The organism is Nocardioides sp. Z22_16, assembly GCF_058134365.1.
Window position 1 is genome coordinate 118,140 of record NZ_JBYTTI010000002.1, and the last position, 16,411, is coordinate 134,550.

The 16,411-nt window shown below is 70.3% G+C and carries 10 protein-coding genes; 7 read left to right on the forward strand and 3 right to left on the reverse strand.

The window, feature by feature from the left end; all coding sequences use genetic code 11:
• Positions 1-14: 14 nt before the first annotated feature.
• Positions 15-998: a DnaB-like helicase C-terminal domain-containing protein gene (locus AC3X7R_RS04785; RefSeq protein WP_489964424.1), complete on the reverse strand. Its 984-nt coding sequence runs from the start codon at positions 996-998 to the stop codon at positions 15-17.
• A gap of 283 nt (positions 999-1,281) precedes the next feature.
• Here AC3X7R_RS04785 and rplJ point away from each other — a divergent pair, with 283 nt between their 5' ends.
• The 5 genes from rplJ to AC3X7R_RS04810 all read left to right on the forward strand — a co-directional run bounded on the left by rplJ (position 1,282) and on the right by AC3X7R_RS04810 (position 11,161).
• Complete coding sequence (gene rplJ, locus AC3X7R_RS04790) at positions 1,282-1,926, forward strand: 50S ribosomal protein L10 (RefSeq protein WP_489964425.1); 645 nt, start codon at positions 1,282-1,284, stop codon at positions 1,924-1,926.
• Positions 1,927-2,007: 81 nt separating this feature from the next.
• Positions 2,008-2,397, forward strand: coding sequence for a 50S ribosomal protein L7/L12 (gene rplL, locus AC3X7R_RS04795; RefSeq protein ID WP_489964426.1), 390 nt, complete (start codon positions 2,008-2,010; stop codon positions 2,395-2,397).
• Between the two features lie 312 nt (positions 2,398-2,709).
• Positions 2,710-6,255 (forward strand): DNA-directed RNA polymerase subunit beta, encoded by a 3,546-nt coding sequence (gene rpoB, locus AC3X7R_RS04800; protein WP_489965130.1) that lies wholly within the window; start codon positions 2,710-2,712, stop codon positions 6,253-6,255.
• An 88-nt stretch (positions 6,256-6,343) separates the two neighbouring features.
• The gene (locus AC3X7R_RS04805) at positions 6,344-10,222 is read left to right on the forward strand and encodes a DNA-directed RNA polymerase subunit beta' (RefSeq protein ID WP_489964427.1); all 3,879 of its coding nucleotides are present in this window, start codon (positions 6,344-6,346) and stop codon (positions 10,220-10,222) included.
• Between the two features lie 93 nt (positions 10,223-10,315).
• Positions 10,316-11,161, forward strand: coding sequence for a DUF429 domain-containing protein (locus tag AC3X7R_RS04810; RefSeq protein WP_489964428.1), 846 nt, complete (start codon positions 10,316-10,318; stop codon positions 11,159-11,161).
• Between the two features lie 12 nt (positions 11,162-11,173).
• On the opposite strand, the gene ggt is transcribed toward AC3X7R_RS04810, so the two are convergent.
• Positions 11,174-13,018 (reverse strand): gamma-glutamyltransferase, encoded by a 1,845-nt coding sequence (ggt, locus tag AC3X7R_RS04815; protein WP_489964429.1) that lies wholly within the window; start codon positions 13,016-13,018, stop codon positions 11,174-11,176.
• Positions 13,019-13,137: 119 nt separating this feature from the next.
• On the opposite strand from ggt, the gene AC3X7R_RS04820 reads away from it, so the two are divergent.
• Positions 13,138-14,385 carry a geranylgeranyl reductase family protein gene (locus AC3X7R_RS04820; RefSeq protein WP_489964430.1) on the forward strand — a complete coding sequence of 416 codons (1,248 nt, stop codon included), beginning with the start codon at positions 13,138-13,140 and terminating at the stop codon, positions 14,383-14,385.
• Between the two features lie 40 nt (positions 14,386-14,425).
• Here the strand turns inward: AC3X7R_RS04820 and AC3X7R_RS04825 are convergent, their stop codons facing one another.
• Positions 14,426-15,463 (reverse strand): acyltransferase family protein, encoded by a 1,038-nt coding sequence (locus AC3X7R_RS04825; RefSeq protein WP_489964431.1) that lies wholly within the window; start codon positions 15,461-15,463, stop codon positions 14,426-14,428.
• A 22-nt stretch (positions 15,464-15,485) separates the two neighbouring features.
• Here AC3X7R_RS04825 and AC3X7R_RS04830 point away from each other — a divergent pair, with 22 nt between their 5' ends.
• Positions 15,486-16,409 carry an NUDIX domain-containing protein gene (locus AC3X7R_RS04830; protein WP_489964432.1) on the forward strand — a complete coding sequence of 308 codons (924 nt, stop codon included), beginning with the start codon at positions 15,486-15,488 and terminating at the stop codon, positions 16,407-16,409.
• Positions 16,410-16,411 lie beyond the last annotated feature (2 nt).

Here is a 16,411-nt window from a genome sequence, read left to right on the forward strand (position 1 = left end):
CCCCGCCCCGGGGATCAGTCGACGAAGACGCGCTCGTCGACCAGCTTCTCGGTGACGACCTCGCCCTCGGCGACGAAGCGCCCGTAGGCGAAGTGCTTCTTGAACTCGATCTCGGCACCCGTCCGGCCGGAGCGGTTCTTCTCCACGGTGAGCACCGACCACTCCTTGAAGTGACCGCCGTTGTTGGCGGCGTACATCAGGTGGTGACGGGCGACGATGTCGGCCTTGTTGGCGAGGATGAGCACCACGTCGGCCTCGTAGGCCAGCGCGGTGGAGCCCTTCATGTTGCGGGCGCGCATCCTCATGCCCGGCTCGAGGCCGGCGCGGTCGGAGGCCGAGATGGCCAGCACCGGGCAGTCGAACTCGATGGCCACGTCCTTGAGCCGCTCGGTGACGTGGGTGATGGCCTGCTCCTCCTCCATCTCCACCGCGGGCCGCACCTTCTGCAGGTAGTCGACGATCACCAGCGGGGACTCCCCGTGCTCGGCCAGCACCTCCTTGACGGCGGCGGAGATGACCTCGAGGTTGGTGTGGGTGGTGGTGGAGCGGTGGATCATCAGCCGGGGGGCGTAGTCGCTCACCGTGGAGAGCGCGTCCAGGCCGCCGGGGAAACGGCCGAGCCGCTCCGGCAGCCCGCCCTCGACCCCGTCGCTGTCCTCGAAGGCGGCCCGCACCTGGTAGACCGAGATGGGCCCGGGGACGCCGGTGTCGGCGGCCTCGGCGGCGATCACCTTCTGCAGGAGCACCTCCGCCTCGAGCTCGTAGGAGAAGAAGAGGACGGGGCGGCCCTGCCGGGCGCTCTGGCGGGCCACCTGCAGCGCGAACGTCGTCTTGCCCTCGCCCTGGGAGCCGGCGAGGAGGTTGAGGGCGCCGGCACGCAGGCCGCCGCCGAGGGCGTCGTCGAGGAGGGGGAACCCGGTGGACCAGATGCGCACGTCCGCCCCGGGGGAGAGGAGCCGAGCGTCGACACGCTCGAGGACCTCGTCGAGGGAGTTCATCGATTCCACGTGCTGGATTTCACCACAGCAGGGGTCCGAAAGGGTGGGAACGACGATTTGGCCGCCGCCGGGGGAGCCCCTACAGTTGTCGGCGTAACCAGAGACCGCCGGTGACCGACACTCCCTCGTGGAGTTCGGTCGAAGGTTCCGCGAAGCGGACGGCCAGCGCAGGTTCCAGAGCCGCCCCGGAGTGATCCGGGCTCCACGCCCTGGGCCTTGCGCCCGGGGCGTTCGTCTTTCCGGTGCCGTCCGACTGTCTTCGACGTAGTCCGGAAGGAGACCCATGGCGCGGCCAGAGAAGACAGCAGCCGTCGCGGAGATCGTTGAGTCGTTCAACGAGTCCGCCGGCGCTGTGCTGACCGAGTACCGCGGTCTCACCGTGAAGCAGCTGCAGGACCTGCGGCGCTCCCTCGGCGAGAACGCCAACTACGCCGTGGTCAAGAACACGCTGGCCAAGCTGGCCGCCAATGAGGCGGGCATCGAAGGCTTCGACGACCTGTTGACCGGCCCCACCGCCATCGCCTTCATCAGCGGTGACGTCGTGGAGGCGGCCAAGGGTCTGCGTGACTTTGCCAAGGCGAACCCCGCCCTTGTGATCAAGGGTGGTGTCCTGGACGGCAACACCATGGACGCGGCAGAGGTGGCCAAGCTGGCCGACCTCGAGTCGCGCGAGGTGCTCCTGGGCAAGATGGCGGGCGCGATGCTCGCCTCGCTGTCCCAGGCCGTCTACCTGCTCAACGCCCCGCTCGCACAGGCTGCCCGGCTCGCCGGCGCCCTGCAGGCGAAGGCGGAGCAGGACCCCTCGATCCTCGCAGGTGGTGCCGGTACGCCGGCCCCGGAGGCCGCTGCCGACGAGGCCGCAGCTCCCGCTGCCGAGGAGGCCGCTGCCGAGTCGTCCGACGAGGCGACCGAGGCCACCGACGCCTGAGGGCGTCACACCACCACCACCTGAAACCCTCGGACGGCCCGGCACCCCGGACCGCCCACCGAATGGAAGGAAACGCCAACCATGGCGAAGCTCAGCACCGCTGACCTCCTCGACGCGTTCAAGGAGATGACCCTCATCGAGCTCTCCGAGTTCGTGAAGGAGTTCGAGGACACCTTCGGCGTGACCGCCGCCGCCCCCGTCGCCGTTGCCGCTGCCCCGGCCGCCGGTGGCGCCGCCGGTGGCGAGGCCGCCGCCGAGCAGGACGAGTTCGACGTCATCCTCGAGGCCGCTGGTGACAAGAAGATCAACGTCATCAAGGAGGTGCGCGCCCTGACCTCCCTCGGTCTGAAGGAGGCCAAGGACCTCGTCGAGGGTGCCCCCAAGGCGATCCTGGAGAAGGTCGACAAGGCTGCCGCGGAGAAGGCCAAGGAGTCCCTCGAGGGCGCCGGCGCCACCGTCACCCTCAAGTGACCCACGCCCCCTCGGGGGCAGCAACACCGCCGAGGCGGCCACCCCACGGGGTGGCCGCCTCTGTGCTTTCCCTGCCTCCCCGGGAGCTTCCTCCGGAGCCGCGCGGCCGCGCCGCTTGACCTTCCGGGCCAGGGGAGCCATCATCTTCGCAACCGCACGGGATTCCTGGACCCCCATCGGGGGTTTGTCCTGCGTGCGTCTCTGCGCTAGCATCATGAGTTGCGTCTGCCCTCATATGCTCTCACCCTGACCGGACGGGTGATGTAGTGGTGGGTGACGCCACTTCACCTTCAGCGATGATTCGAAGGACGCATCTTGGCCGCGCGCAGCTCTGCTGGAAACCCCCGCCGCATCTCTTTCGCAAAGATCAAGGAGCCTCTCGAGGTTCCTCCCCTCCTGGCTCTCCAGACCGACAGCTTCCACTGGCTGATCGGTGACGAGAAGTGGGAGGAGACCGTCGCCGCCCGCCGCGCCGCCGGCGACGACGTCTCGGAGAAGTCGGGCCTCCAGGAGATCTTCGAGGAGATCTCTCCCATCGAGGACTTCAACGACACTATGTCGCTGTCCTTCGAGAACCCCGTCTTCGTGGACCCCAAGTACACCGAGGAGGAGTGCAAGGAGAAGGACTTCACCTACTCCCGGCCCCTCTACGTCTCGGCCGAGTTCATGAACAACACCACGGGCGAGATCAAGGCCCAGACCGTCTTCATGGGCGAGTTCCCGATGATGACCCGCAAGGGCACCTTCATCATCAACGGCACCGAGCGCGTCGTCGTCTCGCAGCTGGTCCGGTCGCCCGGCGCCTACTTCGAGCGCACCGCCGACAAGACGTCCGACAAGGACATCTACACGGCCAAGGTCATCCCCTCGCGCGGTGCCTGGCTGGAGTTCGAGATCGACAAGCGCGACCTGGTCGGCGTCCGCCTCGACCGCAAGCGCAAGCAGAACGTCACGGTCCTCCTCAAGGCGCTGCAGGCGCTGGCCCAGGAGGAGGGCTACGAGGGTGAGCCCTACGACTACGAGTCGGTGATGGCCGAGCTGCGTCAGTACGAGTCGATCCAGCTCACCGAGGAGAAGGACAACACCCAGGGCCCGGACGACGCCCTCCTCGACATCTACCGCAAGCTGCGGCCCGGCGAGCCGCCCACGCGCGAGGCCGCGCTGACGCTGTTGAAGAACTACTACTTCAACCCCAAGCGCTACGACCTGGCCAAGGTCGGTCGCTACAAGATCAACAAGAAGCTCGGTCTGCACGAGGCCTTCGACCAGCAGACGCTGACCATCAACGACGTCGTCAACGCGATCCGCTACATCGTGCAGCTGCACGCCAGCGGCGCCCCGCAGGACCCGGTCGACCTGGTCGACCCCTCGGGCGCGGTCGTCATCGGCAGCGACGACAAGCCGGTCAAGGTCTACGCCGACGACATCGACCACTTCGGCAACCGCCGGATGCGCACGGTGGGCGAGCTGATCCAGAACCAGCTGCGCACCGGGCTCGCCCGGATGGAGCGCGTGGTCCGGGAGCGGATGACCACCCAGGACGTCGAGGCCATCACGCCTCAGTCGCTGATCAACATCCGTCCGGTCGTCGCGGCGCTGAAGGAGTTCTTCGGGACCTCGCAGCTCTCGCAGTTCATGGACCAGACCAACCCGATCGCGGGCCTGACCCACAAGCGCCGCCTCTCGGCGCTGGGTCCCGGCGGTCTCTCCCGTGACCGCGCGGGCATGGAGGTCCGTGACGTCCACACCTCGCACTACGGCCGCATGTGCCCCATCGAGACCCCGGAAGGCCCCAACATCGGCCTGATCGGCTCGCTGGCGTCCTACGGGCGGATCAACCCGTTCGGCTTCGTGGAGACGCCGTACCGCAAGGTCGAGAACGGTGTGGTGACCGACCAGATCGACTACCTCACCGCCGACGACGAGGACCGCTACGTCATCGCCCAGGCCAACGCGCGCCTGGACGCCGACAACCGGTTCCTCGAGGAGCGCGTGCTGGTCCGGCAGAAGGACGGCGAGGTCTCCGAGATCCTCCCCGCCGACGTGGACTACATGGACGTCTCGCCCCGCCAGATGGTCTCGGTCGCCACCGCGCTGATCCCCTTCCTGGAGCACGACGACGCCAACCGCGCGCTCATGGGTGCCAACATGCAGCGCCAGGCCGTGCCGCTGATCCGCAGCGACAGCCCGCTGGTCGGCACCGGCATGGAGTACCGCGCCGCGGTCGACGCCGGTGACGTGGTCGTGGCCGAGAAGGCCGGTGTGGTCAAGGGAGTCTCCGCCGACGCCATCGAGACGATGAACGACGACGGCACCTACCAGACCTACCGGATGGCGAAGTTCAAGCGGTCCAACCAGGGCACCTGCATCAACCAGCGCCCGCTGGTCGTCGAGGGTGACCGGGTCGAGGTCGGCTCGCCGATCGCCGACGGTCCGTGCACCGACAACGCCGAGATGGCGCTGGGCACCAACCTGCTCGTCGCCTTCATGCCGTGGCAGGGCCACAACTACGAGGACGCGATCATCCTCAGCCAGCGCCTGGTGCAGGAGGACGTGCTCACCTCGATCCACATCGAGGAGCACGAGGTCGACGCCCGCGACACCAAGCTCGGCCCCGAGGAGATCACCCGGGACATCCCGAACATCTCCGAGGAAGGTCTGGCCGACCTCGACGAGCGGGGCATCATCCGGATCGGCGCGGAGGTCACCACCGGTGACATCCTGGTCGGCAAGGTGACCCCCAAGGGCGAGACCGAGCTGACCCCGGAGGAGCGGCTGCTCCGGGCGATCTTCGGCGAGAAGGCGCGCGAGGTGCGCGACACCTCGATGAAGGTGCCGCACGGCGAGTCCGGCACCGTCATCGGCGTCCGGGTCTTCGACCGCGAGGACGGCGACGAGCTGCCGCCCGGCGTCAACCAGCTGGTCCGCGTCTACGTGGCCCAGAAGCGGAAGATCTCGGTCGGCGACAAGCTGGCCGGCCGCCACGGCAACAAGGGCGTCATCGCCAAGATCCTGCCCGTCGAGGACATGCCGTTCATGGAGGACGGCACCGCCGTCGACGTCGTGCTCAACCCGCTGGGTGTGCCGCGACGGATGAACATCGGCCAGATCCTCGAGCTCCACCTGGGCTGGCTGGCCAAGCAGGGCTGGGACCTCGACCTGCACGCCGACCGCGGCTCCGCGGAGTGGCAGGACCGGCTCATGTCGATCCACGCCGAGAAGAGCGAGGCCGGCACCAAGGTGGCGACCCCGGTCTTCGACGGTGCCCGTGAGGACGAGATCACCGGCTTGCTGGGCGCCACGCTGCCCAACCGTGACGGCGTGCGGCTGATCGACGAGACCGGCAAGGCCAACCTGTTCGACGGCCGCTCCGGCGAGCCGTTCCCGGACCCGGTCTCGGTCGGCTACATGTACATCCTCAAGCTCCACCACCTGGTCGACGACAAGATCCACGCGCGCTCGACCGGTCCGTACTCCATGATCACCCAGCAGCCGCTCGGCGGTAAGGCCCAGTTCGGTGGCCAGCGCTTCGGTGAGATGGAGGTCTGGGCGATGGAGGCGTACGGCGCCGCCTACGCCCTGCAGGAGCTGCTGACGATCAAGTCCGACGACGTGCCCGGTCGCGTCAAGGTCTACGAAGCCATCGTGAAGGGTGAGAACATCCCCGACTCCGGTATCCCCGAGTCGTTCAAGGTGCTCATCAAGGAGATGCAGTCCCTCTGCCTCAACGTGGAGGTGCTGTCGCAGGACGGCTCCACCATCGAGATGAAGGACGCCGAGGAAGACGTCTTCCGCGCGGCCGAGGAACTCGGCATCGACCTGTCCCGTCGCGAGCCCAGCTCCGTCGAAGAAGTCTGAGTCGTGAGGCGGCGCGTCCGACGGACGCGCCGCCCTCCTCAGTCACCGTCTTGATTCAAAGAGAACTAACGAAGGAATTGAAGCCAACGTGCTCGACGTGAACTTCTTCGACCAGCTTCGGATCGGCCTGGCCACCGCGGATGACATCCGCACGTGGAGCCACGGTGAGGTCAAGAAGCCGGAGACCATCAACTACCGCACGCTCAAGCCCGAGCGTGACGGCCTCTTCTGCGAGAAGATCTTCGGTCCCACCCGGGACTGGGAGTGCTACTGCGGCAAGTACAAGCGCGTGCGCTTCAAGGGCATCATCTGCGAGCGGTGTGGCGTCGAGGTCACCCGCTCCAAGGTGCGCCGTGAGCGGATGGGCCACATCGAGCTCGCCGCCCCGGTCACCCACATCTGGTACTTCAAGGGCGTGCCCTCGCGCCTGGGCTACCTGCTCGACCTGGCGCCGAAGGACCTCGAGAAGGTCATCTACTTCGCCGCCTACATGATCACCTCGGTCGACGAGGACGCGCGCCACCGCGACATGGAGACCCTGGAGAACAAGGTCGGCCTGGAGCGCGAGCGCCTGGAGAAGCGCCGCGACTCGATGGTGGACGAGCGGGCCAAGAAGCTCGAGGAGGACCTCGAGGCTCTCGAGGCCGAGGGTGCCAAGGCCGACCAGCGCCGCAAGGTCAAGGACGGCGCCGAGCGCGAGATGGCCGCGATCCGCAAGCGCGCGGACAGCGAGCTGGCCCGTCTCGAGGAGATCTGGTCGACCTTCAAGTCGCTCAAGGTCCAGGACCTGCTCGGCGACGAGATCCTCTACCGCGAGATGAAGAACTGGTTCGGCAAGTACTTCGAGGGCTACATGGGCGCCACGGCGATCCAGAAGCGCCTCCAGGACTTCGACATCGAGGCCGAGGTGGAGTCGCTGCGCGACACCATCGCCAACGGCAAGGGCCAGCGCAAGGTCCGTGCCCTCAAGCGCCTCAAGGTCGTCGACGCCTTCCGCAAGACCGGCAACCAGCCGATCGGCATGGTGCTCGACGCCGTCCCGGTCATCCCGCCGGACCTGCGCCCGATGGTCCAGCTGGACGGTGGCCGCTTCGCGACCTCCGACCTCAACGACCTCTACCGCCGGGTGATCAACCGGAACAACCGGCTCAAGCGGCTGCTCGACCTCGGTGCGCCGGAGATCATCGTCAACAACGAGAAGCGGATGCTCCAGGAGGCCGTCGACTCGCTGTTCGACAACGGCCGTCGTGGTCGCCCCGTCACCGGACCGGGCAACCGGCCGCTGAAGTCGCTCTCGGACATGCTCAAGGGCAAGCAGGGTCGCTTCCGTCAGAACCTGCTCGGCAAGCGCGTGGACTACTCGGGCCGTTCGGTCATCGTGTCGGGTCCGCAGCTCAAGCTGCACCAGTGCGGTCTGCCCAAGCAGATGGCGCTCGAGCTCTTCAAGCCCTTCGTGATGAAGCGGCTCGTCGACCTCAGCCACGCCCAGAACATCAAGTCCGCCAAGCGGATGGTCGAGCGGGCCCGCCCGGTGGTGTGGGACGTGCTGGAAGAGGTCATCACCGAGCACCCGGTGCTGCTCAACCGTGCACCCACCCTGCACCGTCTGGGCATCCAGGCCTTCGAGCCCCAGCTGATCGAGGGCAAGGCCATCCAGATCCACCCGCTCGTCTGCAGCGCGTTCAACGCCGACTTCGACGGTGACCAGATGGCGGTGCACCTGCCGCTGTCGGCCGAGGCCCAGGCCGAGGCGCGGATCCTGATGCTCTCGACCAACAACATCCTCAAGCCCTCCGACGGCCGGCCGGTCACCATGCCGACCCAGGACATGATCATCGGGCTCTTCTTCCTCACCACCGACCGTGAGGACCAGAAGGGCGCCGGCCGCGTCTTCTCCTCGCAGGCCGAGGCCATCATGGCCTTCGACCGCGGTGAGATCTCGCTGCAGAGCAAGGTCCGGATCCGGCTCGACGACATCGTCGCGCCGCTGGACCTCGAGGGTGCTGCCGACCTCGAGCCCGGCCAGCCGGTCCTCTTCGAGACCACCCTGGGCCGGACGATCTTCAACGACTGCCTGCCCGCCGACTACCCCTTCGTCAACTACGAGGTGGGCAAGAAGGCTCTCGGCCAGATCGTCAACGACCTGGCGGAGCGCTACACCAAGGTCGAGGTCGCGGCGTCCCTGGACGCCCTGAAGGACGCCGGCTTCCACTGGGCCACCCGCTCGGGTGTCACGGTCTCCATCGACGACGTCACCACGCCGCCGGAGAAGGCCCAGATCCTCTCGGGCTACGAGACCCAGGCCGCCAAGGTGCAGACCCAGTTCGAGCGTGGTCTGGTCACCGACGAGGAGCGCCGCCAGGAGCTCATCGAGATCTGGACCCAGGCCGCGGCCGAGGTCGGGCGCGCCATGGAGAAGACCTTCGACCGGGCCAACCCGATCTTCATGATGGTCGACTCGGGCGCCTCGGGGAACATGAACCAGATCCGTCAGGTGGCGGCCATGCGAGGACTGGTGGCCAACCCGAAGGGCGAGATCATCCCCCGGCCGATCAAGTCGAACTTCCGGGAGGGCCTGACCGTCCTGGAGTACTTCATCGCCACCCACGGTGCCCGCAAGGGTCTGGCCGACACCGCGCTGCGTACCGCCGACTCGGGCTACCTGACCCGTCGTCTGGTGGACGTCTCGCAGGACGTCATCATCCGCGAGGAGGACTGTGGCACCGAGCGCGGTCTGCCCAAGCAGATCGGTGAGCGTCGCGAGGACGGCACGGTCGTCAAGCACCCGCACTCCGAGACCGCGGCGTACGCGCGCTCGGCGGCGGTCGACATCGCCCACCCCGAGACCGGGGAGGTGCTCGCCGTCGCCGGTGAGGACCTGGGTGACGTCAAGATCGCGGAGCTCGTGGCCGCCGGCATCGAGGAGGTCAAGGTCCGCTCCGTGCTCACCTGCGACGCCAAGACCGGCACCTGCGCCAAGTGCTACGGCCGCTCGCTGGCCACCGGGCTGCTGGTCGACATCGGTGAGGCGGTCGGCATCATCGCCGCCCAGTCGATCGGTGAGCCCGGCACGCAGCTGACCATGCGTACCTTCCACACCGGTGGGTCGGCCTCGGCCAGCGACATCACGCAGGGTCTGCCCCGCGTGGTCGAGCTCTTCGAGGCGCGTCAGCCCAAGGGTCTGTCGCCGATCTCCGAGGTCGCCGGTCGGGTCGAGATCGAGGAGACCGACAAGGCGCGCAAGGTCATCATCACGCCCGACGACGGCTCCGAGGTCGTCGAGTACCCGGTCTCCAAGCGGTCGCGCCTCAACGTGGCCGACGGCGAGAGCATCCAGGTCGGCCAGCAGCTCACGGTCGGTACCCCCGACCCGAAGGAGGTGCTGCGGATCCTCGGCATCCGCCGGGCGCAGCAGCACCTCGTCGACGAGGTGCAGGAGGTCTACCGCAGCCAGGGTGTGTCGATCCACGACAAGCACATCGAGATCATCGTGCGGCAGATGCTGCGCCGCGTGACGGTCATCGAGTCGGGCGACACCAACCTGCTGCCCTCCGACCTGGTCGACCGGTCGCGCTTCGAGGAGGAGAACCGTCGGGTCGTCTCCGAGGGCGGTACGCCGGCCTCGGGTCGTGCCGAGCTGATGGGGATCACCAAGGCCTCGCTGGCGACCGAGTCGTGGCTCTCCGCGGCCTCGTTCCAGGAGACCACCCGGGTGCTCACCGACGCCGCGATCCACGGGCGCTCGGACTCGCTGCTCGGCCTGAAGGAGAACGTGATCATCGGAAAGCTGATCCCGGCGGGTACCGGCCTCGAGCGGTACCGCAACGTCCGGGTGGAGCCGACCGAGGAGGCCCGCGCCGCGGCGTACTCCGTCACCGGCTACGACTCCTACGACTACGACTTCGGCCAGGGCTCCGGCCAGGCCGTGGCGCTGGACGACTTCGACTTCGGGTCGTACCAGAACTAGTCACCCCGCGACACCACGAGGGCCGGATCCCGCTACGGCGGGGTCCGGCCCTCGTGCGTCCGGCTGCCGGCCGCGGCTGGCAGGATGGCGACCATGGGTGAGCGGGCCGGGTGGGCGCGGCAGGCCGAGCGGCTGCTGGCCGAGCTCGCCGCGGTCGCGGACGAGGCCGGGGTCGACGTCTCCGGAGAGCTGGCGGCGCTCGCCGAGCGGTTCGCGGCGGGGCCGGCCCTCGCGACGGCCCTGCCCGCGGACGCGCCGCCGGTGCTCGGGATCGACGCCGGGAAGGGCGGCTGGGTGGGGGTGCTGCTCGCCGGCGGCCGGAGCCGGGTGCTGGCCGCCCCGGCCCTGGCGACGCTGGTGGAGCTGGCCCGCGAGGCCGAGCCCGTCCAGGTGGTCGGCGTCGACATCCCGATCGGGCTGCCCGACGAGGGACGCCGGCAGGCCGACGTCCTGGCCCGGCGCGAGCTGCCGGGGAGGGCGAGCTCGGTCTTCACCACCCTGACCCGGGCGGCCTACGAGGCGGCCACCTACGCCGAGGCGCGGGCGGCCAACGTCGCCGCGACGGGCGGGCAGAGCGCCTCGGCCCAGGCGTGGGCGCTGCGGGAGCGGATCCTCGACGTCGACGGGTACGTGCGCGCCCGCCCGCCGGTGCAGGTCGTGGAGGTCCACCCCGAGCTCTCCTTCGCCCGGCTCGCCGGGGCTCCGGTGCCGGCGCCGAAGCGGACTCCGGAGGGGCAGCAGGCCCGGAGCGACGCGCTGCGCGCCGCCGGGTTCCCGCTGCCCTGGCTCGCCCCGGGGCCGGGGTACGCCGTGGACGACCTGCTGGACGCCTGCGCCGTGGCGTGGAGCGCCGCCCGGTGGGCCGTGGGGCGGGCCGAGTCGTTCCCGCCCGTCCCCGAGGTCTTCGGGGACGGGCTGCCGGCCGCGATCAGGGTCTGAGCGGGCCCGGTGTCAGGGCCTCCCGCGCGGGGTGACGACCGCGGCCGCGCCGCCGCCGCGGCGGACCGGCTCGGAGACCGCGGTCAGCCGGCGTCCGGAGAACTCGATCGCCGTGGCGGCGCCGATCTCGGCCTGACTGGTGAAGGCGTCACCCGCCGCCACCAGCGTGTGCCCGTAGGCGGTCAGCCCCGCTCCGTAGGCGGTGATGAACTCCGGCTCCGCGGTGGTGCTGGCCCCGTTGCGCTGGGTCGCCCTCGGTGCGGCGATCGCCTGCTCGATGGTCATCCCCAGGTCGATCCGGTTCACCAGCATCTGCAGCACGGTGGTGATGATCGTGGACCCGCCGGGGGAGCCCAGCGCGAGGAACGGCTTGCCGTCCTTGAGGACGATCGTCGGCGACATCGAGGACCGCGGCCGCTTGCCGGGCTGGATCCGGTTGGGGTCGGCGGCGTCGTAGACGGTGGAGAAGTCGGTCAGCTCGTTGTTGAGCAGGAAGCCGCGGCCGGGCACGGTGATGCCGGAGCCGCCGGTCTGCTCGATGGTCAGTGTGTACTCCACGACGTTGCCCCACCGGTCGGCGACGGTGAGGTTGGTGGTGGAGATGTTCTCGGTGTCGGCCGCGTCCTCGCCGGCGTCCGGCGCAGCGGCGCAGACCCCGTCGTAGTCGGTGACACTGCCGGGCGCGGTGGGCTTGGCCAGCGCCTTGCCCGGGGTGATGGCGCACGCCCGCTCGGCTGCGAAGGTGTCGCTGAGCAGGTCGCGCAGCGGGACGTCGACGAAGGCGGGGTCCCCGACGTACTTGTTGCGGTCGGCGAACGCCAGGGCGCTGGCCTCCAGGTAGTGGTGCAGCGCGTCGGTGACCGACATCGACCGGAGGTCGTAGCGCTCCAGGATGTTGAGCGCCTCACCGACCGTGGAGCCGCCCGAGGAGGAGGGCGCCATCCCGTAGACCTCGTACCCGCGGTAGTCGACCTTGGTCGACCGCTGCTTCGCCACCTGGTAGCCGCGCAGGTCCTTGCGGTCGAGCGCGCCGGCCGGGACCGGGAGGGCGGTCCCCCTGGTCCGGTCGGGCTTGCGGACCGCCCGGACGATCTGCTTGGCGAGGGGGCCGTCGTAGAAGGCGCGGACGCCCTTGCGGGCGATCAGGTCGTAGGTGTCGGCGAGGTCGCGGTTGCGGAAGACGGAGCCGACCCGGGGAGCGTCACCGCTGGGCAGCCAGAGCCGCCTGGACTCCTTGGTCGCGCGGAACCGCTCGGCGTTGTCCAGGGTCTGCTGACGGAAGGTCTCGTCGACCTTGAACCCCCGGCGGGCGATCTTCGTGGCCGGGGCCAGGGCCTCGTCCAGCTTCCAGGTGCCCCACGTGCGCAGCGCCTTGTCCCAGGTCGCCAGGGTGCCGGGTACCCCGACGCTGACGCCGCTGGTGACCAGCTCGGGGGTGAAGTTGTACGGCTTCCCGGTGGCCGGGTCGATGAAGGCGTCGCGCCGCATCTTGCGCGGTGCGGTCTCGCGCCCGTCCAGGGTGCGCACCTTGCCGGTCGCCGCCTCGTAGAGCACGAAGTACCCGCCGCCTCCGATGCCGGCGCTGTAGGGCTCGGTGACGCCGAGGGCGGCGGCCGCGGCGACCGCGGCGTCCACCGCGTTGCCCCCGGCCCGCAGCACCTGGAGACCGGCGCGGGTGGCCTCGGGGTCCACGGTGCTGACCGCTCCACCCCGGCCCACCGCCGTGGGCACCTTGGTGTCGTCCCGGGGACCGGCGGCCGCCGCGGCGGCCTGGGCCGGCCCCGCCGAGACCAGGACGGAGGCGCCGAGGGCGAGCGCCCCGACGGCGGTGACGAGGGTGCGTGCTGATCCTGGCATGGGTCCTCCCGAGGGGTGCGCCGGTCTGCTGGTGCCGGGCCAGTACCCATTCCCTCATCTGGGGAGGCCGCTGTCGAGGGCGGTTTGGGCACTCACCCGCGGCCTGAGAGAATCGGCGGGTGCCAGAGCCACTGCCTGCCCAGACCGACGTCCTCGTCGTCGGCGCCGGTCCCGCGGGCTCGGCCGCCGCAGCCTGGGCCGCCCGCCACGGCCTGGACTCCCTCCTGGTCGACATGGCGGTCTTCCCCCGCGACAAGACCTGCGGCGACGGCCTCACCCCCCGCGCCATCGGCGAGCTCACCAGGCTCGGCCTCGAGGACTGGCTCCGCGCGCACACCGTCAACCAGGGGCTCCGCGCCCACGGCTTCGGCCAGACCCTGCACCTGCCGTGGGCGGTGCCGGGTGGCACGCTGCCCGACTGGGGCTCGGCCGTCGCGCGCACCGAGCTCGACGACCACCTGCGCAGCACCGCCATCAAGTGGGGCGCCACCGCGGTCGACGGCACCAAGGCGGTCGACGTCGTGAGGGACGGCGACCGGGTGGCCGCCGTGGTGCTGGAGCGCGACGGCGTCCGCACCGAGGTCCGCTGCCGCTGGCTCGTGGTGGCCGAGGGGGTCCGCTCGCCGCTGGGCAAGAAGCTGGGCCGGGAGTGGCACCGCGACACCGTCTACGGCGTGGCCGGCCGCTCCTACGTCGCCTCGACCATGTCCGACGACCCGTGGATCTCCTCCCACCTGGAGCTGCGCGACGAGACCGGCAAGGTGCTCTCGGGGTACGGCTGGATCTTCCCCCTCGGCACCGGCGAGGTGAACCTCGGTGTGGGGGCGCTGGCCACCTCGAAGCGGCCGGCCGACATCGCGGTCAAGCCGCTGATGCGCTTCTACGCCGAGCAGCGCCGCGCCGACTTCGGGATCACCGGCCAGCTGCGGGCCGAGACCTCCGCGCTGCTGCCGATGGGCGGTGCGGTCAGCAACGTCGCCGGCCGCAACTGGGCGCTGATCGGTGACGCCGCCGCCTGCGTCAACCCGCTCAACGGCGAGGGCATCGACTACGGGCTGGAGACCGGCCGGCTGGTCGCGGAGACGATCGCGGACGGCGGCGACCTGGGCGAGGCGTGGCCGGCGCTGCTGCGCGAGCACTACGGCGAGGCGTTCTCCATCGCCCGGCGGCTCGCCGGGATCGCCACCGTCCCGCGGGTGGTGGCCGCCCTCGGGCCGGCGGGGATGCGCTCGGACTGGCTGATGACGCTCGCGCTGCGCTGGATGGGCAACCTCGTCACCGAGGAGGACCGGGACCGGGCCGCGCGGGTGTGGCGCTGGGCGGGCCGGCGGTCACTGGCGCTGGACGCGCGCCCGCCCTTCTCGTGACTCCACCGGGGAGCAGCTGACCGAGTAGACGGCGCCGCGGTCAGCCCGACGTGGGGACCTGGGGTCGTGCCCGCTCCGCGCGCCACCGGGTGAAGGTGTTGATCGGGTCGACCAGCCAGAGCAGCCGGGTGGCCAGCGGACGCCAGCCGAGCAGCAGGGCCAGCGCCACCGCCGCGGCCACGGTGATGGCCAGCGACGCCCAGCCGTTCCCCGGCATCCACTCCTGGTAGCCCTGCGCCTCCACCCAGCGGATGACGAAGCCGTGCAGCAGGTAGACCCCCATCGTGTAGGCGCCGACGTCGGTGACGGCCGTGCGCCGGTGCGGCACCAGGCTCAGCACCGCGAGAGTGCCCAGGAGGGCGATCGCGATCAGCTGGGCCCGGATCTCGGCGCCCTCGGCGAGCCCGACGCCCAGGGTGTCGTAGGAGTTGCGGTAGTAGAGCCACTGGGTCGACCAGTGGTCGTCGGTCCGGGCGGCGAGCCACCAGAGCCCGGCCAGCACGGCCAGGCCCACGAGGCCGGAGCCGCGGGCCCGGACGGCCCCCAGGACGGCGCGAGGCAGGTGCAGCCCGACGACGAAGAAGGGCAGCAGCCCGAGCGCGCGGTTGAGGTCGAGGAGCTCGACGTCGACTTCCCCGGCGAGCAGGCTCACCGCCACCGAGGCCGGCACCATCAGCCAGTGCAGCCTCAGGACCGGCGTGGCGAGGCGCCACAGGATGAGGACCATCAGGTACCACATCGGCCAGTGCGGGTTGAGCCAGAGCGGGGAGAGCACCTCCAGGCTGGAGACCTGGTGGACCACGTGGACCCGCCACAGGGCCATCAGGAGCTCGAAGAGCAGGTAGGGGACCGCCAGGGTGGTGACCAGCGACCACAGGTGCTGACGGGTCCACCGGAAGCTGCGCGACAGGTAGCCGGTGAGCAGCACGAAGGCCGGCATGTGGAAGTAGTAGATGAAGTCGTAGGCGCGCGACTTCAGGTCTCCGGTGGGCAGCAGCACGAGCGCATGGCCGACCACCACCAGGACCACGAGCACGGTCTTGGCGTTGTCCAGCCACGGGTCCCGGCGTCTGGGCACGCCGTCACCATAGCCTTGGGCCATGAGTACCCCCGGCGGCCTGCCCAGGCACCAGCGCGTGGCGGCCTACGCCGTGATCCGACGGATGGGCGAGACGGGTGAGGAGGTCCTGCTGAGCCGCATCTCCGAGCGGATCGCCCCCCACGAGCTCTGGACGCTGCCCGGCGGCGGGCTGGACCACGGGGAGGACCCCCGCGCGGCCGTGGTGCGGGAGGTCCACGAGGAGACCGGCCTGGCGGTCACCGTCAGCGAGACCACCCGCGTCTACTCCGCCCACATGCCGGGGGTGCGGCGGGAGGGCCGGGTGGTCGACGCCCACGCCCTGCGCATCGTCTACGAGGGCTGGGTGCCCCCCACGTCCCCGGAGCCTCACGTGGTCGAGGTGGACGGGTCGACGGTGGAGGCCGCGTGGAAGCCGCTGGCCGACGTCGTGGCCGGGACGGTCCCGGTGGTGCCGATGGTGACCGAGGCGCTGGCCGACCTGCAGCCGGCGCGGAAGCAGCGGGTGGCGGCCTACGCCCTGGTCCGCCGGGCCGGGACGTCGGGTGAGGAGGTGCTGCTGACCCGGATCTCCGCGCGCGGCTTCCACGCCGGGAGCTGGACGCTGCCGGGCGGGGGAGTCGACCACGGGGAGCGGCCGGCGGCGGCCCTCGCCCGCGAGGTGCGGGAGGAGACCGGGCTGGAGTGCCGCGTCGGCGCGCTGCTCGACGTGCACGACGTGCACTTCTCCGGGACCGCGCCGAACGGCCGGTTCGAGGACTTCCACGGCGTGCACCTCATCTTCGACGCGACGGTGACCGGGGGAGCCGACGGGGCCGAGCCCCGGGTCGTCGAGGTCGACGGCACAACGGACGCTGCCGCGTTTGTGCCGCTCGCACAGATCGAGGACGGCACGGTGGAGGTATTGGACGTGGTGAGGCACGCTGTGGCCCACCCCCGGCACTGAGG

Bases quoted from the DNA above. Each gene is read 5' to 3' on its own strand.
- ggt (WP_489964429.1), bottom strand. From the start codon at position 13,018: ATGCCAGGATCAGCACGCACCCTCGTCACCGCCGTCGGGGCGCTCGCC.
- rplJ (WP_489964425.1), top strand. From the start codon at position 1,282: ATGGCGCGGCCAGAGAAGACAGCAGCCGTCGCGGAGATCGTTGAGTCG.
- AC3X7R_RS04810 (WP_489964428.1), top strand. From the start codon at position 10,316: ATGGGTGAGCGGGCCGGGTGGGCGCGGCAGGCCGAGCGGCTGCTGGCC.
- AC3X7R_RS04785 (WP_489964424.1), bottom strand. From the start codon at position 998: ATGAACTCCCTCGACGAGGTCCTCGAGCGTGTCGACGCTCGGCTCCTC.
- rplL (WP_489964426.1), top strand. From the start codon at position 2,008: ATGGCGAAGCTCAGCACCGCTGACCTCCTCGACGCGTTCAAGGAGATG.
- AC3X7R_RS04830 (WP_489964432.1), top strand. From the start codon at position 15,486: ATGAGTACCCCCGGCGGCCTGCCCAGGCACCAGCGCGTGGCGGCCTAC.